Below are 18,719 nucleotides of genomic sequence, written 5' to 3'. Positions count from 1 at the left end.
GCGGCCTCAGAGTGCGAGCTTATCGTATCCCAAGTAGGCGCAGCATGCGCTCTGAGGTAAATTTAGATGGGTCATGGGAAATTGATTCAAACGAAACTTGGAGCTGTTCGCGAAGACGGAAAAGAATTACTCCACATTGTGTTTATTTTGTTCTCTTCATCTTCATCTGTTTCATCAATGGCAGAGTATTTCACAACCATGACCGTCTTCAGTTATTTCTCATTCACACAACTGTCTTGGTTCTTTTCTATCGATTGTTTTTGACGTCCTTCCATTCCTTACGAAATTCATCCATTCCGGCATGGACTGCCTCTCTTATCGTCTCCTGAATCTCTGCCAATCCCTTATGCGTGCCGGACACGATGTCTTGATAGGTCTCAACAGTTTTTTCTTGCAAATCACTCCAATCTTCTCCTTTTCGACGAACATAATCACGAATTTGCTCCCGCGAGTCCCGTCCCGACTGAGGAGAAAGTAGTAATGTGGCAACAGATCCAATAATTAAGCCCATGGCAAATACACCTAACAGCTTTCCATCTACGACATCTGATTCATGGTGACGCATACATTTCCTCACTTCTAGTGTTTAGTTTCGATTAACGATTTCCATAATGTATAAGTACCATGAAGACGGACCATGGTGAATAGACAAATCACTCCGAGGGATCATCAAAAAGTAGTCCACAACGATGTCTCAGAAATTAGGAAATGTGATGATGCACCACAGTAATCGTGTGACGAAGGTATTATTTGTAGCGGAGGATGTTTCAGATCATATTACCGATCATCATGTTTCCCTCCGGAAGAAGAACCTGACTTTTGACGACTATGACTCACATGAGCGGATTAAACATGAATGTCGGTTAGGTCTGGGCGTCCCGATATTTCAAATAACCTTCACAACCATCATGGCCACACCGACATTTCCCTACCGGCGCGGTAATGACATTCGCACATTCTTCTGAACAGTATTCCTCGCCTTCTAAATTTTCGCATGAACATGGGGGATGGGCACAGACGGTATTCATCCGGAAAACCTCACTTTCTTCCAGAAAACGGAGTATATGACGCTAAAATATCAATGAACCCTTTAGAGTTTCATAGCCGAACTCTCCGGCATTTATCCACTTTTCCTGACTCTCGAAAAACATTTCTTGACAATTATGTCTGTAATTTTTCCTCTTTAGCAACCTTTCTGACCGTGGTTGTTATTCCCTCTGGGGATATAGGCTGCCTCGATGCCATCAGCTCTGACAAAGAATGCAGAAGATTCCCCGCTTGTTCCTGACATCGAAACGTAACCGACATTTCCGTTGGTATTGTGGCCCCAACATTCGGATTCCCTGCATCAAAGGGATACCCGTTTCCTTCATTAAGGACATCGTTTCATGTCAATGGCTTGTCTGAACAAGTGTTTTTGTCTCGGCATTGGACCACCTGGAAAGAACGCTCGGGAATTTGTCCAATGATTACGGATGGAGGTTCAGCCATTATTCTCACTCAGAAGGAGTTGCCATAATCAATTTCCTTAATGTGTGTTTATTTCAACTTGTGCGCTTTACAACCACTCTCAAGCACGAAATGGAGTTCATTATGAACAAGCAGCTTATTACGGGTGTAATGGCCATCACTTTCACTCTATCGGTTAACCCAGCCTGGGCGTTGTTCGGAGATGATAAGGCAGAATTACTTCAGGGCACCAAAGTTACCTTAGTCGAGGCCGTCCAAACCGCTCTAACCAATGTAAAGGGAAAGGCATTTAATGCAGAGCTGGAAAAGGAAGACGGCAAAACGGTATTCGAGGTTAAAGTCATCGATGAGACAGGAGCCGCAAGAGAAATCTACGTGGATGCCCAAACAGGAGAGGTTCTCAAAATTGAAAAGGACTAAACCTGGTCCTGGCTTAAATCTGACATTGGAAGTCATTCCGTATGGACTGATGGACTTGGAATGGCAAAACAGGCTTCGGTGGTAAAGATAGTAACTTGAAACTCTCCGTTCATCTTCTTATCACACGCGTGAACATGTATATAAAAAATGGGGGAATATTCAGGCTACGAATTCAATGACCATTGGCCTGTCTAATAATTAATGAGCCGTATCGCAGGCAAAAATCCGGCCTTGCGAGCGGCTCATGGTTTTTTACTGGCTAAGCCCCGTGAATAATCGAAAGTTATCTCCGCCAGGAAATCCAGCAACAAAACCGACATCCTACCATCCTCCCCACGGGTCTCAGACCCTGACGAACAAGCCTTGGGGCTTGACCATCGACCCATTCGGGTTGAAAATGCTGACGTACCAGGCTTAGAATGCTGATTCTGACCATTGTGAACCGGCAAGTGAAGGATCACGACCCATTTCGTTTGCTCCTCTTCATATTTTTGAGATTTTCTTATCGTCGTGAAGCAATGATCCTTCTCAGGGTCTTTTCCCCATTTACATGAAAGACATTCAAACACACGACCGGCACCGGCTTGCAGAAAAAATTCGATTTCTTGAACGAGACGTCATTGAGGTCATCACGACCACATTTCTCCAACAACATCCCGAGACCAAAGAACAGGGAGAAGTTGCCAAAAACCACTGTATCACCGATGCACGCTACCACTTGACCTTTCTCAGAACGGCCATTGAATTTGGAAACAAGGACACATTCAGACAATATCTGCGTTGGACGACAAAGGTGCTCCAGACAAGAAACATTCCGCAACATGTGTTACAGCGATTTTTGGAACACATTTCTCATGCATTGGAACCCCACCTGACCGAGCCCGAAAAAACAGTCGTTCGGTCCCATTTGTTGGAGACCCCAGAATCGGAACCACCAGAACCTCAAACCCCCGCACGCTCAACAACTCCCATAGCACTCCATCAGGAGGTTTTCCTTCAAGCTCTTTTGGCCGGTGACCGCCATGCGGCCAGAACGATCGCGCTTGAGGCCTTTTCAAGTACCCGCTCTCTCTCGGATGTGTATGTGGAGCTCTTTCAAGAATCGTTGTATAAGATAGGCAGCCTTTGGGAAGCCAATCACATTTCCGTCGCTCAAGAACACGTGGCCACCGCCATCACCCAATATGTCATGGCCAATTTATATACGTGTGTGACACCTGCCCAACCCTTGCAAGGGAAAGGGATCGTCACCGGCGTAGAAGGTGAACTGCATCAAATCGGACCCCACATGGTCGCAGATATGCTGGAATTGCAGGGATGGGATATTCGATTTTTAGGGGTGAATGTTCCTCATCAATCTATCCTCCAATTGATTAAGGATTTCCGACCGACTCTCGTCGGAATTTCCGCAACCATGGTTTTAAAAGTTCCGACCGTGAGAGATTTGATCAGGGACATTCGAAACCATTTCCCCCCCGCTGCCACTCCCCGCATCCTGGTTGGAGGATCAGCCTTTCGTGCACTTCCGGATGTGTATCGGGATATAGGCGCCGATGCGTTTGCGTATGATTTACGGTCCTTAACGGCACTATTACCTTAAAGGACACATATCAATGGTTTTAGTCATATCACGATTTAAGGTGGCAAACGGACTTGAAGGGGACGTGGTCGAAGCCTTTCAAAAGCGCCCGCGATTGGTTGAGGCCGTTCCGGGCTTTTTAGGGATGGAAGTCTACACGCCTCACTCAGACCAAACGATTTTCCATTTGGTGACTCGTTGGACGGATCGGGAAACCTTTCACGCCTGGCATAAAAGCCCGGACCATCGCCTTTCTCACGGCATGCTCCCCACAGGACTGAAGCTGGACCCCACCGTGACGCAAATCCTTGAACTGGAGCGTCTCCCACAAACGGGGCCACAGGGCGGACTACAGGATTTTCTGGGCGACTCGATCCTGCTCCTGGAAAAATTCCTCAACCAGACAGATACCATTGTGTATTGCGTCATGACCCCTGATGGACGGATTCAGGTCTACAATGACGTCCTCTTGACCAAACTCAATGTGTCCAGAGCGGAATTGCAGACAAAATTTATCTGGGAATTTCTTACTGATCCGGACCAAAAGCACCTGCGCGATATCCTTGAAGATGGGATCTCCAGCCACAGCAATCGGATGCGACTTAATTTCCTCGATTCGTCCGGAATCCCTCATACACTGGACTGTTTGGTGCAGAAGAATTCTGCTGACACCACCATTCTCATCGGGGAAGAACCGGAAAAGTTCAACCAGAGGGCATTCGTGGAACTCATGCAGATTCAAAACGAAATGACGGTCAAAATGCGAGAGGAAGTAAAAAGCGGGAACAAACTGTCGGAAAATAATTCATATTTGAATCAGCTGGTGACCGAACGGACAAAAGACCTGGTTTACCATCAGGAACAATTGCGTGCCATGTTGGTGAAGTTAGCCCTTGTCGAACAATTCGAACGTCAAAATTTGGCAAATGATTTACACGATTATCTCGCCCAAATGCTCATCGCCTGCAGACTCAAGCTCGGGCAAATAGACCATAAGCTCACTCCTCCGTCACATTCCAAGGTGATTCAGGAAGTTGACGGAATGATCGATCAATCATTGACGTTCACCCGAACACTGATCTCTGATTTAAACCCGTCCATACTCCAGCACCATGGTTTACTCACTGCCCTCAAATATCTTTCCGAAGACATGCAGCGCTTTGGTTTAACCGTGGCAAGCCCTGAGACGATCCTACCGGTGAAGGTGGCGGAAGATATCAGCATCGTAGTTTATAAAACAGTGCGAGAGTTACTGCTCAACGTGTTAAAACATGCAGGAGTTACCACCGCATCGATACATTGGGAATGCCCTTCGGAACATGTTCTCCTGATAAGGGTGAGTGACTCCGGAAAGGGGTTTGATCCGGAAACCCGGCAACTTGAACAAGAACGGGGACATCTTGGCCTCTTCTTTTACCGGGAACGCATAAGGGCGTTAAAGGGACAATTTGATATTACTTCCAGCGCGAAAATGGGAACGACCATCACCATCATCGTTCCTCCATCCCCGTAAAATCCTTTGCCCGTCTTATCATGGCCTCCCCACGGCTTGCTGGACTCAACTGAAAACCGCCACAATAGGTTCAGACGCCTTTAGGTCGACATTGAAGCTTCCTTTTCAAGGGTTTTGGTCAGTTGGCCATGGGCCGGACTCTCGTTACAGTGAAGGAACGGCAGGCATCCGAACCTAACATGGAAGGACCATCATATTGCACCACTTTATGTAGACACTCCTACAAAAACATATGGTGTAATTATTTCCCTTAGACATGCGGATTGGAACGTGCAAACAACCATTGATATGTGACATTTTTTTAATATATGAACACACTCAAGCGAGCAAGATTATTCCTTGTTGACGATCATATTCTTGTTTTGGAGAGTTGCAAAAAACTGCTCGAACCCCACCATGACATTGTGGGGGAGGCTCATGACGCAAGCGATTTGGTCAGCCAAGTCCGACGAGCAAAACCCGACATTCTCCTTATGGATATTTCAATGCCGGACCAGAACGGATACGAAGCCGCTCGACTCTTAAAAGTCGCCTGCCCATCAGTAAAAATAATTTTTGTGTCGATGCATTTGGAGCCCACCTTTATCATGGAAGCGTTTCGTGCGGGAGGAGAAGGCTACGTGCCAAAGCAAACGGCAGGCAGCGAATTATTATCAGCCATTCAACAGGTTCAGGAAAAACAGAGATACCTCTCTCCTTTAATTCCTGAGGAGGTGCAATATGCCGTTCTTGCCCAGATGGATGGTATGCCGGGTACCGAACTTTCCGGAAAATTGACTCCCAGACAGCAGGAGGTGTTAAAACTTGTGGCTCAAGGTTTCTCTGCTAAGGACATCGCCAACGTGTTAACTATTTCCCAAAGCACGGTGGCGTTCCATAAAATGCAAATTGTGCAGGCATTAGGTCTTCATTCCAAGGCCGATCTCACGAAATACGCGGTCAAATTAGGAATTTCTCCTCTTGATTAGGGATTGAGCGGACAGAAGCTCCTGAGGATTAGAGGGCGTGCATGATCACAGGATGTATCGGTAGAAGTGAGGAGGAAAAGTCTCGGATTGGAGACTGGAAGAAAGAACTTCTAGAAGCTATTAAATGGAAATAATTCCGGTGGCAATGGCATATTTCGTGAGTTCCGATGCGGTCTTGAGTCCCAAAATTTGCATGATCCGGGTTTTATGAAATTCCACAGTCTTGACGGCCAGATTTAATACAACCGCAATGTCTTTATTGGATTTCCCCTCAGCAACCAGTTGGAGAATTTCAACCTGTCGTTGAGTCAGTGGGGGAGTCTCCGGTTGGGCCGTCTTCTTTGAATTAGATGAGGGATTCAGGGCCTGGCTGACGATTCCCTGGGCAATGGAAGGGGAAACGTAGGTACGTCCCTGATAAACCTCATTAATGGCAAATACTAATTCTGCCGTCGCAGATTGTTTTAAGATATACCCCGCCCCGCCAGCCTTAAAGGCTTCCTGGACAAAATGGTCTTCCGAATGCATGGTGAGAAAAATTATTTTTGTCTGGGGTTCACATTTTTTTATTTGACGGGCCGCTTCCAACCCATTCAGCAGGGGCAAGGAAATATCAACAATCGCAATGTCCGGTGTGTGTTTCTTGACGGCTTGAACTAAAGCATGACCGTCTACAACGGTCCCCACCAATGTAAAATCCGTTTCCAGCAATTTGGTCAGTCCCTCACTTACCAGGACGTGATCCTCAGCTAAAAGTACCCGAGTTTTGCTCATGTCAATAGAGGATTGGAGAATAAATTTTTAATATAAAACCTTGAGATAGGTATTATGAAAGAATCACTCATATAAGTCCACAATGAGCACCAAGATTGGTTTTGGCAAACCTTTAGTATATGGGATCACAAAGCCTGACCTTCGGCCTGTGAACTGGTGGACCGACAAATCCGACCCACCTGACAACCTATCTTCGAAGCCGAAAGAGAAATTGCTGAATTTTGGGTATGGGGGGACGGGTTGGAGGAGGAGGAGGAATAGGCGGTTCTGGAGGAGGAGTGGGAATCGGTCCGGGAGGAGGAAAAGGGTTGGGATTGGGGTTAGGGATAGGATTCGGGTTGGCATATCCAAAGTTAAAACTTGAAAGGCACCAGCCATTGAATTCGAAGCTATTCATGATTGCCCCTCCAGGCGCTTGGCAAACACATCCCAATTAACGTGGGAAAGGAAACGTTCAATATATTCGCCTCGTTCCGATGGTTTAAAATCCAGCAAATAGGCATGTTCCCACACATCCATAACGAGAAGGGGACGAAACCCTGCTACATTGCCGAATTCATGAAGACTCACCCAGTGGTTGGAAACCCGACCATTTGCCGGATTAATATTGCACACAGCCCAACCGACTCCCCGCATTTTCCCGACGCTTGAAAAGTCTGCCCTCCAAATGTCAAAACTCCCAAAACTATCTTCAATGGCTTTTTGGAGTGATATTTGTCCCTGTTGTGGACCTTTCGACTCCTGGGATGACAAATTTTCAAAATATAATTCATGTAGGACCATTCCATTATATTCAAATCCCAATCTACGGGTCAGTTCAGAATAGGCAGGCATTTCCTCCTGATCCACCTGTCCATCAATCAAAAATTCCCCGATTTGCCTGGTGAGAGAATTGGTCGCCTTCACGTATCCTTCATAGAGCTTAAAATGCATCTCTAAGGTTTTATCTGAAATACCGGTTAATCCTTTGAGGGGGAATTCCTTGACCGGATAATTTTTATCGTTCTTTGTCTTCATAGGTGTGATTTCTCCTTCCCCAATCACAATTTATTGCTCATTCCAAGAGCTTTCAGCGAAATACAGCCCCGTCACTTTCGTTGAAATTACATGAAATTATGCTGTTGTATAACTGGAAAAAACCCTTGTTCCGGGAATCTCCGGTCGGGGAAAAAACATTTCGACCAGGGTTTTGCCTAGTCGCCTTCCTCTCCGCTATGGAGTAAGTTTTCAAAAAGTTAAAAAGAGTGTAAGGGGATTTATGAATATCCAATTCACCATATCCGATGAAATGGGCAAGGAATTAACTGCCCTTCAATCCGCCCTCGGGATGAAGGGGGTTGAAGATCTCACAATTCATGCGTGGAATGTTTTGGGCTTTCTTATTGAAACCATTCGCAACGAGAAGGTGCCACTTTCTCCTGAGGCGATTCACTGGATTTCCCAACCGACGATGGTCCCGTCTCCCACCGAAACTCTTCAGGAACATGCAGTTTTATCGCATGCGGAAATTGACACACGAATACTGGAGGAAATTCATCGCTTGCTTGATGATGACCAGCTTGATCAGGCATTAAAAGCCACACATATTCTCAAAATCCTCAAATCCCACGCCGTAGGGAGATCGACGAATCACCAGGTGAAATCCGAGATGCTTCTTGCAGCCGCGGAAACATTTGCTGCCGAATGTGATCCTGAAAAAGCCGCCCAGCTTATTATCGATGCCACCCATGAACACAACGTGAAAACCACTGATAGATCCACCGACCGAAGTTAACTCAGGTTTTTTTCATCACCCCTCTTTCCATGACAATCTGATAGGCTCTGCTCTGATATCGGTTTGTGATGTGTCCTTCAAAACTGGTGAGAAGCCCTCCTCCAACCCCCTGAACGATTTCCGGGTAAAATAACCTAGGCGGTTCTGATTTGGGGCACCCCTTTCAGCGGGGGGTATCTTTTTTGTTGAATAATTTCAAAGGGATCAATACACTACGTTTCCGAATACTATTCCTTGCAGGAGTCCGCCCTAAATTTCAAATTTCTTGAGATGCGTTAAAGGCTTTTGGAGGTAACCCGGGTGCTTTCCAACGAACCAAAATTTCTCATCACGGCGAAGATTAAAGAATTTTCCATCCCTCCTATCACCGACGGACTCATCATTGGTAAGGATGCGGCTATTGGTGTGAGCGCCTTACAGAAGGCGCTGCGGTTGCTCATCCCGGAAGAATTTGACCATATCGAAATTCAGGATGAAGTCATCAATAGCATGCTGATACGATCTTCCATTACCAGACGATTAACACAAAAACGCGTGGTGACTTTCCTTCTTGATCAAGTAAAGCCCTTGATGGTGGCGGATGATATCCTCCACATTCAGTTGGACACAGAAATCACCATTACCCAAGAATTGTAGAATGGTCTCGTGGTTCATTTAACTGCACAAGATGCCGTCAGTCCCTCCGTTTTGATGGTATCCGCAGAGATGGGCCTGCGTGACCTCAATCTGAATCATAAACTACAGAGTTATGAAGCCTATGCCGTATTTTCTGAAGTCGTGAACCAGAAGCCTTCCGAGCAATTTCTGGGCATCGTCCCCAAACATATGATAGGGCGATATCCTTATAGGATTTTTGGGGATCTTCTCTCATGTTCCACGTCCCCCCATGTCGAACCCTCCACTCCTCTTGATGTGCTGTACGCAGATTTCCAACGACACCGTATCGATGCCTTCTCTGTCATAGATAGCGGGCAGCGGTTTATTGGAGCCATTACGCCCACAAGCCTGCTTGAAACCCTCTGGCATCGAGAACAATTTCTGACCATGCGACTTCAAAAAGAGATAAATGAAAAAAATTTCGCAAAGCGAGAATTACAACAAGCCAAAGATGAATTGGATAATCATGTAGGGGCAAGGAACAATTTAGTTTTTGACCATACACAACAGCTCTTAGAGCTTTCGGAAAGCCTCATCTCAACCGAAACTCGGGAACGGCGAGCCTTAGCGGGCGAGCTTCATGATCATCTGGCCCAAATGTTGGCAGTTGGCCGAATAAAGCTGGCTCAAGGAAGCCACTTGACATCAGACCCGGAAGTTTTGAGTCTTCTCAATACCGTCGATCAGTTCCTTCAGGAATCATTGAGCTATACACGAACGTTGATGACGGAGCTGAACTCTTTTAACCTTCATCAATCAGGCCTACTGAAGGTTTTAGAGGAACTGACTAAAAAGATGAAGTTGCTTGGGTTGGTCGTCACCCTCGAAGCCGAACGCCCTTTGCCCGACCTATCCGAAAATCAGGAATTTCTTCTCTATTGGTCCCTTCGTGAGTTATTATTTAATGTGATTAAACACGCTCACGTCGACCAAGCCACGATCAGCATTCACCAACTTCACGGCACACACCTTCATTGCATGGTTTCCGATCACGGATGCGGCTTTGATCCTGCAACCATGGCGGGGGAGATTCCCGGTCAGGATCATTTCGGTTTATCCGGCATCAGGGGACGAATGACGGCGCTTCATGGAACAATATCGCTGAATTCTTATCCAGGCCAAGGCACACGGGCCTCTCTCACCATTCCTTTGTCACCACCTTCTCCCCCACATTGATTCTCCATCCATACCTCAAGGGTTTCGATCAGTTTCCTTTCTCTTTCAACTTGATATGTTTTAAAGAAACTCCTCTGCCAGACGACCGGTAGCAGCCCGCGACCGGAAGGAATCGGATGAGAGCTTTTCCTGCATAATCTCTCAGAATGGAAGAAACCTCGAATCATTCTGGAGTCGCCTATGAAATCCCCATTTAAATATTTTGTTGTATTGGTGACGTGTCCATTATTCATCGCAACCATAATGGAAAATACAGAAGGACAGGTCCTGGTTGTCCCTCTGGCCGGTTTTGAGGAAACGATATCTCCGGAAACACTTGTTCCGCGTTCCGACAAGGACAATAGGCGTGGGCATTCAGACGAAGAGTTAGAATATCGCATTCAAAGACGCTTGGAGATCAGTCCATATCGGAATGCCGACATCACGGTTCATGTGAAACAGGGCGAAACGGTACTCTCAGGATATGTCAAAGACCACGATTCTATAGTGGAGGTGATCGAAATCGCTTATGACTCCGGAGCCACGAACGTGGACAATCAAATTCAGCTTGACCATCCATGGAGAGAGATAAACGACCAGAAATTGAAAGAGGCGGTTGAAGCCGAGCTGTATTGGAGTCCATTTGTGAATTCGGTTCCCATCCGCGTTGAAGCTCAAAGCGGAACCGTCATACTCTCGGGAAGAGTCGAAAATCGAGGGGAAATTGTGGATGCAGTGAAAAACGCCTATGAAGCCGGAGCGAAGAATGTCCGCATTCGTTTATGGATCGATCCCACATTAGATTAACGAAGGAAGGAGCCTGCCGCAAAAACAAAACAAAACGGACTAGGGTTGAATATCAAAGCAGCCGGCATTAAAGATTTCTTCATTAGAATAATTAGCTAAAATTTTTGACAAATTTATTTTATTTTGGACCAAGATAAAGTTTCTAAAAGTCCCTCATTCTTCGGGTGTCTTTTTAAGATGATTTGGTTGCCCTAACGGCTCGCTCTCATTGATTGGAGCCATTTCCGAATTCAAGGGATGCGTGGGAACTGGGGAGATGTCGGGAAGGATTTGGGGGTCGTCTGTCGGTGATTCGGTTCCAACCGGAGGAGTGGACGATGCGGTGCCTGAAGCTCCGATGTCGGGTGGTGTCCGTACCCCTTCCCCAAGAATGGGGGAATCTTTGGTTTTCTCTCCTATGGAAGGAGAAGTAGAGGGATTTTCTGAACGGTCTTTGGATTGAATTTCATCGGTAGGTACTTCCTTAAATTCATCCCCGAAGACGGGTTCCGTTAGGGGAGACATCACAACAAACATGAATCCTAGACAGGATAACGACACTCTGAAGACCTGGTCGGCAACGGCTGTTTTTTTCATGGTACATCCTCCATTTTTCCTGCGACCCCGACTGCCCGCTCATCAACACTTCATTGAAAAGCTTTTCTTCACAAGGTTCGTAGGTATGCGGAAAGATCCGCCTTTTCCTCTTTTGTCAACTGCACACCAGTGACGAGGGCAAAAAACTCCACCGTGTCTTCAAGAGTCAAGAGACGGCCGTCATGGAGATAGGGTGGGGAATCCTTTATTCCTCGAAGAGGGAAGGTCTTGATAGATCCCTCGGCCCTACCATGATAAAACCGTTCCACTTTCAAATCGTGCATCAGGTTATCGGTAAAATAGGGAGCAGTATGGCAGGCTACACACTTAGCTTTTCCGGAAAACAAGGCCTCCCCTCGCAACTCTTCTTCCGTGGCTTTTTTAGGATTCAATCGGCCAAAGAGGTCTAATTTCGGCGCAGGGGGGAAATCGACAAGCTTCTGGAACTGTGCCATTTTCATCACTTCCGTGCGAGTCAAATCACGACGACCCTTTTTCTCGGCAGTCGCCAGATCATGATCAAAATACGCTGACCGGTTTTCAAATTCAGAGAAATCCTCAACAGACGTCATCGCCCGCTTGGATCCGAAGACTTTTTGAATATTGACACCCCGTAAGGAGGGCGTTTCAATGCGAAACCTCGAAAATTGTGGCCGGTTATCAGGATTTAAATGAATGGCCCCATTCGTATGCCCGTTTACATGGCAATCGAAACAAGCCACACCACGACTGGGCGGCACTGTTTTTCGATCATCCGTCGCATTGAATTGCTGCTGGGGGATTTTTTCCACCAGTAATCGAACGCCGTCAAATTGCACCGGCGAAAGAATGCCATCGAACAACGCGTAAAAATTTTCGTTGGTGATTTCCTGACCTTGTGAAACATCTCCCAAATCCGGCCTGCTTGTGAGGAACAGAGGCGGAGGAAATTCCGGCAAAAAATGATCAGGCAAATCATGAACCACGTCGAAACGTTCGCGCTCAGGATGAATTTCAGTCATCATTGAAGGAAACACCATTCCCCCTGTGGAGTGAAGCGGATGCGGCAACGGCAAATACGGGAAGAGATCTTCTGCTTTGATGTCCTCCTCCGGCATTCGGGCGAGTTGGGCAAAGGTAAGCCCATTCTTCAAGCGGGCCGTGGGTCCCTTAGGAACGGGTTTCCCACGAGTCATGGTCACCCCTTCAACAAATTGGGGAGACAAATCATACCGTTCCTCAAGCAGATCTTGCTGCTGGGACTTAATCTTCGATCGTTGTTGGGTTTCCTCCTCAATCACCTTCTCCAATGGTTCATCCGGACTTAGGTCAAAGACAAAGGAACTGGGAGTTCGACCACCAAAGGTATGAATAGCCGGAGGGTTGGGAGTTCCCGGTTTGGCATCCGGAGATTCTTGGGTGTCCCCTTTTCCAACCGGTTGATATTGTGGATAGGCCCGTTGCCAATCCTTGACCACAGCCGGAGGCCCGATTTGAGGAACCAGCTGTCCCGAACCGGGCACAGCCTCCCAACTTTCTGGCTTGCCCTGATCCGCAGCCAGTCCCATTCCCAAACCGCTGCTAGCGATCAAAATACACCCCATGATGAGACTCCGGCTCATCCGCCATGTCACTTGAGAAACTGTTGAATAGATATCCATTGTTCTCCTTATTTTATGGCCGTTATAGGGACACAAGGTCTAGAAATAACCGGGAAGTTAATCCGAAAATGGTCGCTTATCCTATGGCTTTTCCCACAAGGTCTTCCCATTTTCATCAAACAGCCGGACAAGGGGACTCCCGTCCTTATTTAACACGACTTGAACTCTAGGGTTATCCAGATAATCTCTCAACACAAACGTGGGAAGGTCATCGCTCTGAACTTCCAATGCCACCCGCCGCTTACAATCCTCGCCATAGAGGGTTAATCCAGTTCGCTCTTTGCCATACACAGCAAGAGAGGTTCGACGGTTACAGTGATTATCCCCCATAATGAGTGCTGGATGTACACCATCCCATAGGCTAAGTGTAGCCCGGACCTTTCCCTCCTGGTTCACAATATTAAGGGCAGAAGTGGAGATCGGCTTTGTTGAATTTTCAGAAGCCAACGCTGACTCGGTCGGGTTGGGAGAAGCCAATAACATTCCCCCAATCGAACCCAAAAACAGTGATCCAAGCACTACGGCCAACAATGTCAATTCTTTAAAGGGCATGGAGCCTCCCCTTGTTTTTCGTGGCAAAAAATGATGAACCTGACCCGTGCTATAGTTTTCCGGTAAGAGCCAGAATCAGCACGATCACCAGAACCAATCCCAACCCACCACTGGGGTAAGCCCCCCACGATGAACTGTACGGCCAGACCGGCAAGGCGCCCACCAATAAAAGAATAAGAATGACTAGTACGATAGTAGACATAAATATGGTTCCTCCCATTCCGTCATGAGATTGTATGATCAGTGCTCATCGTCTCCTCACTGACATGGACAGAACGTGGCCAGTCTTTCATAGGCAGAGCCGTCTTGAGTAGAGCCCGACGCGGCCAGTCCCCAAAAAAACAACGGGACTTTCCACTCTGCCCCGATCCATTGCTGCCTAGCATGTCCTCCTCAAGAATTTTGTTCATGGTTTTGTTCTCCTTATTGCTAATCTAATTTGATATCTGTCAGGCCCGGTTGTTCATTTCCAAAATTACATTTGTCTCGTTTTCTTGGTTGCCTTATTACTACAAATTTTTTGGGTCGGAAGTCCTGATAAAAACCCTGGAATGAGTGAACAATATCCCTGGATTCTCCTGTGCCTGCACCTGTAGGGTATTTCCTCTTAGACAAGACTTATTCCTTGACGCTATACTTTTCTCGTCTACGTACTTTCACGACATGTCACGAATGGCGTTCGGTTTACAACAGCGGGGGAAAAGCTCCATCATTCGGTGGCGTGACCTCTATTACACTGTGTATCCATATATTTCAGAGTCAGACCCTTTTAGAAAACGAGGTCTCCCGCTGATTGCACGAATTGTGAAAAACGATTTTAAGAATCCTGATGTAATGCGGGATGACACAGTTTTCAGATCGAAAACTAAGCCATACTCAGGAACGGAGACCCTCCTCTTCAGGTCGGTAGGAAATGGATGAAGTCATGACGCTGCCTCAGGACGGAACTCAAACAGGCACTCGCTCCCCAAAATGGGATACAAGCCTTTTGATAGCCATTTGCGCTCTCATAGGTGCAATATTCATATTGGACCTGTACACCAAAACAGGCGTGGCAATCGGCATGTTATATGTGAGTGCCGTTATGCTGACCCCATGGTTGCCACATCCGAAATCCCCGTTCATGGTTGCAGGAGTGTGTACGGTCTTGGCTATCATTGGAATAATCTATTCGCCGGGCGTGAATGTGGTGCATTCCGGCAGCACCATTGCCGGGAATGCTGTGGTCAATCGTCTGTTGTCGCTTTTTATGATTTGGGCAACCGCCCTACTCACCTATCAATATCGTCAGGGAGCAGAGGTCAGGCTTCGGTTAGGGTCCATCGTGGAATCCACGCATGACGCCATCATCGGTCAAACACTCGAGGGAAAGGTCACCAATTGGAACAACGGAGCCGAACAGATGTTCGGTTATTCCCCACAGGAGAGTATCGGGCAATACCTGACATTTCTTTTTCCACCAGACCGGATTCCCGAAGAAAAAGATATTCTGGAAAAACTCCACAGTGGCAAGCAGATAAAGAATTTTGAAACGATTCGACGCAGGAAGGACGGTCAGGAAATACCTGTATCGGTAACCATTTCTCCGATTATCGACCGATGGGGAAAGGTTATTGGCGCCTCTAAAATTGCACGGGATATTTCCCAGCAAAAGGGGTTGGAAAATCTCCTGGCCATACAAAACCTGACATTGGCCAGCCATGCGGCCTCACTGAAGCAATCAAATGAAGACCTCGAACAATTTGCCTATATTGCCTCTCATGATCTCCAAGAACCCCTCCGCACCATTCATGGCTTTACGCAGTTGTTGGCGGAACGCTATAAAGACCAATTAGACGACCAGGGTAGGGAATTTATTGGATTCGTGACCGATGGAGCGAATCGGATGCAAACCCTCATTCAGGACCTGCTAAAATATTCGAGAATCCAAGCCCAGGAGCTGAACACAGTCCAGGTCAATGGCGAGGAAGTGCTTCAGGAAATCCTCGAACATCTCCTCATGGTCATTGAAGACAAGCAGGCTTCGATTACTCATGACCCTCTGCCCATCATTCGGACGGATCGGTCACAATTTCAACATCTGCTCCAGAATCTGATTACCAATGCTATTAAATTTCATGGCCCGAAACCACCACGCATTCATCTTTCCGCCCAGAAAAAAACCAACGAATGGCTTTTTTCAGTCCAGGATAATGGGATTGGGGTGGAACCGGAATATTTCGAGCGAATTTTTCTTCCCTTCAAACGACTACATACCAGGGAAGAATACCAGGGCACCGGAATCGGTCTGGCCATCTGTAAGAAAATCGTGGAGCGCCGTGGGGGCCGCATCTGGGTCGAATCCCAACCGGGAAACGGAACCAAGTTTTCCTTTACCATACCAAAATAAACCGGAGATTTTTCATGCAAAATCCTATTGAAATTTTGTTAATAGAAGATAATCCGGCTGATATCCGCCTGACCCAGGAAGCCTTTCAGGCAGCGCGCCTCCATAATACCATTCATGTCGCTCAAGACGGGGTCAGTGCCATGTCCTTCATTCGACAGACAGCCCCCTTTCAGGATGCTCCCCGACCGGACCTTATTCTGTTAGACTTAAACCTTCCGAAGAAGGACGGGAGAGAGATTCTGAAGGAAATTAAATCTGATCCCCACACGCGCACAATTCCCGTAGTCGTGCTGACCACCTCCGAGGACGAAGGAGACGTGTTGCGTAGTTACAATCTTCATGCTAATGCCTATCTGGTCAAACCCATCGATGTTCTGCGATTCATCAAAATGATTCAATCCCTCGAAAGTTTCTGGCTCTCCGTAGTGAAACTTCCTCCAAAAGTACCAGAGTTATGAGCGATCTTCATTCTCCAACCCATTCCATCCTGCTCGTGGAAGACAATCCTGCTGACGCGGAATTAGTGCGGGAACGGCTGAAGGATGCCTCCGGCATGTCTCCTTTTTATATGACGCGCGCATCGACACTCAACGAAGCTCTGACAACCCTTCAAAACACGTCGTTTGACGTCATCCTTCTTGATTTAAACCTGCCCGAAACCAACGGCCTTGAAACATTAAAACGAATCCGGTCGGCAAACTCGGTAATTCCACTCGTCGTGTTAACCGTGCATGAGGATGAACCCTTAGCCCTTGAAGCGATCAAATTAGGGGCACAGGACTATGTTCCGAAATCTTCCATGAATGCCGTGCTACTTTCCCGAATTCTGCACTATGCCATAGAACGGGAAAAGAACGACCGGATTCGCCGCGATAGCGAAAGAAAATACCGGTTATTTGTGGATGGAGCCACCGGTTTGGCCTTTGTCATGCTTGACTTGCACGGGAACATTACTCATTGGAATTCAGGAGCGGAGCGGCTCTTCGGTTATCCGGAAGACGCCGCCTTGCATAAACATTTTTCTATGCTATTTACCGATGAGGACAAACGCAACGGTCGTCCGGAAAACGAACTCCTGAGGGCCGAGGCAGTAGAAAAGGGGGACGATGATAATTGGCTGGTTCGAGCTGATGGGTCGCGATTCTGGGCCAGCGGGGCAGTGACAGCCATACGCGACTCAACGGACCACCTCATTGGATTCGCCAAAGTGGTTCGGGACAAAAGCGCGCAAAAAGATGCCAGGGACAAATTAGCCGAACTCAATCGCACCCTGGAAGAACGCGTAATCCAACGAACCCAGGAACTCACTCGCAACCAGGAGCGCTTACGAGCCATGGCTTCAGATCTCACAGTCACCGAACAACGCGAACGACGTCGGTTGGCTTCGGATCTTCATGATTATCTGGCACAACTCCTTGTCGTGTGCCGACTGAAATTAGGTCAGGGTCAATCGCTCACCGATACGGAAAGCCTCGTAAAGGTGATCCAGGAGGCGGATGCTCTCTTGGACCAATCCTTGACCTATACGCGGACACTCGTCAGCCAACTCAGTCCGACCTGTCTCTATGAATTTGGACTCTATGCAGCTCTCGTCTGGTTGGGATCTGAAATGAGGAAGCAGGGGTTGACCGTCAACGTCAACGGCGCAAATTTATCGTTGAACCTTCCGGAAGATCAGGCTGTCCTCATCTTCCAATCGGTTCGTGAATTATTATATAACGTACTCAAGCATTCCGGAGTCAATGAAGTGACGGTGAACCTGGCCATTCAACAGGACCACCACCTGATGATCGAGGTGGAAGATTTTGGCTGCGGTTTTATAGACAGTGCCGAAGACAGAAATGAGCAATCACCAACCAATTTTGGACTCTTTAGCATCCGGGAACGATTGGAAGCCCTCGGCGGAGAAATGGTGCTCAATTCGACCCTGCAGAAAGGGACTCATGTCCTCCTGCGTATTCCGGTAGAAAAGGGCATCGAGGAGTTCCGACCACATACTGCTCGTCCAACAACAGTGCGAGCGGTCGAGAAGATACCTTCCCTCCGTTCTCATTCAGAGAAAATTCGAATTCTTCTCGTGGACGATCACAAGATGGTTCGTGAGGGGTTTTGTCATATCCTGAACTCTCAGTTGGACTTCGAAGTCGTGGGAGAGGCAGAAGACGGGGTACAAGCCATGACCCTGTGTGAATCCCTTCGCCCTGACGTCATCGTGATGGATCTTCATATGCCCAATATGGACGGTCTGGAAGCGACCAGAAGGATTAAAGAAGCCATTCCTGAAACTGTGATTATCGGATTATCTGTTTACGACACTCCGGATGTGGCCCGATGGTTCCAAGAGGCAGGAGCCGAGACTTTTGTCACGAAAGGAGGACCGGCCGAAAGCTTAGTCACCATGGTCAGAAAATCCTGGCAACAGAAAAAGCCCGTCTAACCTTTCTC

General features: G+C 47.4%; 21 protein-coding genes. 12 read left to right on the top strand and 9 right to left on the bottom strand.

All coding sequences use genetic code 11. The features are described from left to right. Window positions 1-247 precede the first annotated feature (247 nt). A complete protein-coding gene (locus tag PJI16_14890; GenBank protein ID MDT3778851.1) occupies window positions 248-565 on the bottom strand; it encodes a YtxH domain-containing protein in 318 nt (105 codons plus the stop codon). Between the two features lie 148 nt (window positions 566-713). Here PJI16_14890 and PJI16_14885 point away from each other — a divergent pair, with 148 nt between their 5' ends. From PJI16_14885 to PJI16_14865, 5 genes are all read left to right on the top strand, one after another. Next, window positions 714-965, top strand: coding sequence for a hypothetical protein (locus tag PJI16_14885; protein MDT3778850.1), 252 nt, complete (start codon window positions 714-716; stop codon window positions 963-965). A 628-nt stretch (window positions 966-1,593) separates the two neighbouring features. Next, on the top strand, window positions 1,594-1,890 hold the full coding sequence (locus PJI16_14880; protein MDT3778849.1) for a PepSY domain-containing protein: 297 nt from the start codon (window positions 1,594-1,596) through the stop codon (window positions 1,888-1,890). Window positions 1,891-2,440: 550 nt separating this feature from the next. Next, complete coding sequence (locus PJI16_14875; protein ID MDT3778848.1) at window positions 2,441-3,490, top strand: cobalamin-dependent protein; 1,050 nt, start codon at window positions 2,441-2,443, stop codon at window positions 3,488-3,490. Between the two features lie 13 nt (window positions 3,491-3,503). Then, on the top strand, window positions 3,504-4,982 hold the full coding sequence (locus tag PJI16_14870; protein ID MDT3778847.1) for an antibiotic biosynthesis monooxygenase: 1,479 nt from the start codon (window positions 3,504-3,506) through the stop codon (window positions 4,980-4,982). Window positions 4,983-5,290: 308 nt separating this feature from the next. Then, window positions 5,291-5,950, top strand: a complete 660-nt coding sequence (locus tag PJI16_14865; GenBank protein ID MDT3778846.1) for a response regulator transcription factor — start codon at window positions 5,291-5,293, stop codon at window positions 5,948-5,950. 120 nt (window positions 5,951-6,070) lie between these two features. Here PJI16_14865 and PJI16_14860 read toward each other — a convergent pair whose 3' ends face one another. The 3 genes from PJI16_14860 to PJI16_14850 form a co-directional block, all read right to left on the bottom strand. After that, window positions 6,071-6,724 (bottom strand): response regulator transcription factor, encoded by a 654-nt coding sequence (locus PJI16_14860; protein MDT3778845.1) that lies wholly within the window; start codon window positions 6,722-6,724, stop codon window positions 6,071-6,073. 187 nt (window positions 6,725-6,911) lie between these two features. Then, the gene (locus tag PJI16_14855; protein MDT3778844.1) at window positions 6,912-7,121 is read right to left on the bottom strand and encodes a hypothetical protein; all 210 of its coding nucleotides are present in this window, start codon (window positions 7,119-7,121) and stop codon (window positions 6,912-6,914) included. Then, window positions 7,118-7,741, bottom strand: coding sequence for a superoxide dismutase (locus PJI16_14850; protein MDT3778843.1), 624 nt, complete (start codon window positions 7,739-7,741; stop codon window positions 7,118-7,120). The genes PJI16_14855 and PJI16_14850 overlap by 4 nt, the downstream gene beginning before the upstream one ends. Before the next feature lie 241 nt (window positions 7,742-7,982). On the opposite strand from PJI16_14850, the gene PJI16_14845 reads away from it, so the two are divergent. From PJI16_14845 to PJI16_14830, 4 genes are all read left to right on the top strand, one after another. Beyond that, a complete protein-coding gene (locus tag PJI16_14845) occupies window positions 7,983-8,498 on the top strand; it encodes a hypothetical protein (GenBank protein MDT3778842.1) in 516 nt (171 codons plus the stop codon). Between the two features lie 300 nt (window positions 8,499-8,798). Next, entirely contained in the window at window positions 8,799-9,134 is a 336-nt protein-coding gene (locus tag PJI16_14840; GenBank protein MDT3778841.1) for a hypothetical protein, read from the top strand. 9 nt (window positions 9,135-9,143) lie between these two features. Next, window positions 9,144-10,331, top strand: a complete 1,188-nt coding sequence (locus tag PJI16_14835) for a histidine kinase (GenBank protein ID MDT3778840.1) — start codon at window positions 9,144-9,146, stop codon at window positions 10,329-10,331. A 180-nt stretch (window positions 10,332-10,511) separates the two neighbouring features. Next, window positions 10,512-11,117, top strand: a complete 606-nt coding sequence (locus tag PJI16_14830) for a BON domain-containing protein (GenBank protein ID MDT3778839.1) — start codon at window positions 10,512-10,514, stop codon at window positions 11,115-11,117. 153 nt (window positions 11,118-11,270) lie between these two features. Here PJI16_14830 and PJI16_14825 read toward each other — a convergent pair whose 3' ends face one another. The 5 genes from PJI16_14825 to PJI16_14805 all read right to left on the bottom strand — a co-directional run bounded on the left by PJI16_14825 (window position 11,271) and on the right by PJI16_14805 (window position 14,295). Continuing rightward, the gene (locus PJI16_14825) at window positions 11,271-11,693 is read right to left on the bottom strand and encodes a hypothetical protein (protein ID MDT3778838.1); all 423 of its coding nucleotides are present in this window, start codon (window positions 11,691-11,693) and stop codon (window positions 11,271-11,273) included. Window positions 11,694-11,761: 68 nt separating this feature from the next. Next, on the bottom strand, window positions 11,762-13,333 hold the full coding sequence (locus PJI16_14820; protein ID MDT3778837.1) for a cytochrome B6: 1,572 nt from the start codon (window positions 13,331-13,333) through the stop codon (window positions 11,762-11,764). 81 nt (window positions 13,334-13,414) lie between these two features. Beyond that, window positions 13,415-13,885 carry a hypothetical protein gene (locus PJI16_14815; GenBank protein ID MDT3778836.1) on the bottom strand — a complete coding sequence of 157 codons (471 nt, stop codon included), beginning with the start codon at window positions 13,883-13,885 and terminating at the stop codon, window positions 13,415-13,417. 49 nt (window positions 13,886-13,934) lie between these two features. Further along, complete coding sequence (locus tag PJI16_14810; protein MDT3778835.1) at window positions 13,935-14,087, bottom strand: DUF3309 domain-containing protein; 153 nt, start codon at window positions 14,085-14,087, stop codon at window positions 13,935-13,937. Between the two features lie 22 nt (window positions 14,088-14,109). Continuing rightward, window positions 14,110-14,295 carry a hypothetical protein gene (locus PJI16_14805; GenBank protein ID MDT3778834.1) on the bottom strand — a complete coding sequence of 62 codons (186 nt, stop codon included), beginning with the start codon at window positions 14,293-14,295 and terminating at the stop codon, window positions 14,110-14,112. Window positions 14,296-14,798: 503 nt separating this feature from the next. On the opposite strand from PJI16_14805, the gene PJI16_14800 reads away from it, so the two are divergent. From PJI16_14800 to PJI16_14790, 3 genes are read left to right on the top strand one after another with little or no spacing between them, the layout of a single operon-like run. Beyond that, the gene (locus PJI16_14800; protein ID MDT3778833.1) at window positions 14,799-16,274 is read left to right on the top strand and encodes an ATP-binding protein; all 1,476 of its coding nucleotides are present in this window, start codon (window positions 14,799-14,801) and stop codon (window positions 16,272-16,274) included. Window positions 16,275-16,288: 14 nt separating this feature from the next. Continuing rightward, a complete protein-coding gene (locus tag PJI16_14795) occupies window positions 16,289-16,732 on the top strand; it encodes a response regulator (protein ID MDT3778832.1) in 444 nt (147 codons plus the stop codon). Next, complete coding sequence (locus PJI16_14790; GenBank protein MDT3778831.1) at window positions 16,729-18,711, top strand: response regulator; 1,983 nt, start codon at window positions 16,729-16,731, stop codon at window positions 18,709-18,711. The genes PJI16_14795 and PJI16_14790 overlap by 4 nt, the downstream gene beginning before the upstream one ends. Window positions 18,712-18,719 lie beyond the last annotated feature (8 nt).

Origin of the sequence: Nitrospira sp. MA-1, assembly GCA_032139905.1 — a bacterium.
In the GTDB taxonomy this organism is placed as follows: Bacteria; Nitrospirota; Nitrospiria; order Nitrospirales; family UBA8639; genus Nitrospira_E.
The sequence above is the reverse complement of the archived record's forward strand: the minus strand, read 5'-3'. Positions and strand labels throughout refer to the sequence as shown.

Bases quoted from the DNA above. Each gene is read 5' to 3' on its own strand.
- PJI16_14890 (MDT3778851.1), bottom strand. From the start codon at position 565: ATGCGTCACCATGAATCAGATGTCGTAGATGGAAAGCTGTTAGGTGTA.
- PJI16_14885 (MDT3778850.1), top strand. From the start codon at position 714: ATGATGCACCACAGTAATCGTGTGACGAAGGTATTATTTGTAGCGGAG.
- PJI16_14880 (MDT3778849.1), top strand. From the start codon at position 1,594: ATGAACAAGCAGCTTATTACGGGTGTAATGGCCATCACTTTCACTCTA.
- PJI16_14875 (MDT3778848.1), top strand. From the start codon at position 2,441: ATGAAAGACATTCAAACACACGACCGGCACCGGCTTGCAGAAAAAATT.
- PJI16_14870 (MDT3778847.1), top strand. From the start codon at position 3,504: ATGGTTTTAGTCATATCACGATTTAAGGTGGCAAACGGACTTGAAGGG.
- PJI16_14865 (MDT3778846.1), top strand. From the start codon at position 5,291: ATGAACACACTCAAGCGAGCAAGATTATTCCTTGTTGACGATCATATT.
- PJI16_14860 (MDT3778845.1), bottom strand. From the start codon at position 6,724: ATGAGCAAAACTCGGGTACTTTTAGCTGAGGATCACGTCCTGGTAAGT.
- PJI16_14855 (MDT3778844.1), bottom strand. From the start codon at position 7,121: ATGAATAGCTTCGAATTCAATGGCTGGTGCCTTTCAAGTTTTAACTTT.
- PJI16_14850 (MDT3778843.1), bottom strand. From the start codon at position 7,741: ATGAAGACAAAGAACGATAAAAATTATCCGGTCAAGGAATTCCCCCTC.
- PJI16_14845 (MDT3778842.1), top strand. From the start codon at position 7,983: ATGAATATCCAATTCACCATATCCGATGAAATGGGCAAGGAATTAACT.
- PJI16_14830 (MDT3778839.1), top strand. From the start codon at position 10,512: ATGAAATCCCCATTTAAATATTTTGTTGTATTGGTGACGTGTCCATTA.
- PJI16_14825 (MDT3778838.1), bottom strand. From the start codon at position 11,693: ATGAAAAAAACAGCCGTTGCCGACCAGGTCTTCAGAGTGTCGTTATCC.
- PJI16_14820 (MDT3778837.1), bottom strand. From the start codon at position 13,333: ATGGATATCTATTCAACAGTTTCTCAAGTGACATGGCGGATGAGCCGG.
- PJI16_14815 (MDT3778836.1), bottom strand. From the start codon at position 13,885: ATGCCCTTTAAAGAATTGACATTGTTGGCCGTAGTGCTTGGATCACTG.
- PJI16_14810 (MDT3778835.1), bottom strand. From the start codon at position 14,087: ATGTCTACTATCGTACTAGTCATTCTTATTCTTTTATTGGTGGGCGCC.
- PJI16_14805 (MDT3778834.1), bottom strand. From the start codon at position 14,295: ATGAACAAAATTCTTGAGGAGGACATGCTAGGCAGCAATGGATCGGGG.
- PJI16_14800 (MDT3778833.1), top strand. From the start codon at position 14,799: ATGGATGAAGTCATGACGCTGCCTCAGGACGGAACTCAAACAGGCACT.
- PJI16_14795 (MDT3778832.1), top strand. From the start codon at position 16,289: ATGCAAAATCCTATTGAAATTTTGTTAATAGAAGATAATCCGGCTGAT.
- PJI16_14790 (MDT3778831.1), top strand. From the start codon at position 16,729: ATGAGCGATCTTCATTCTCCAACCCATTCCATCCTGCTCGTGGAAGAC.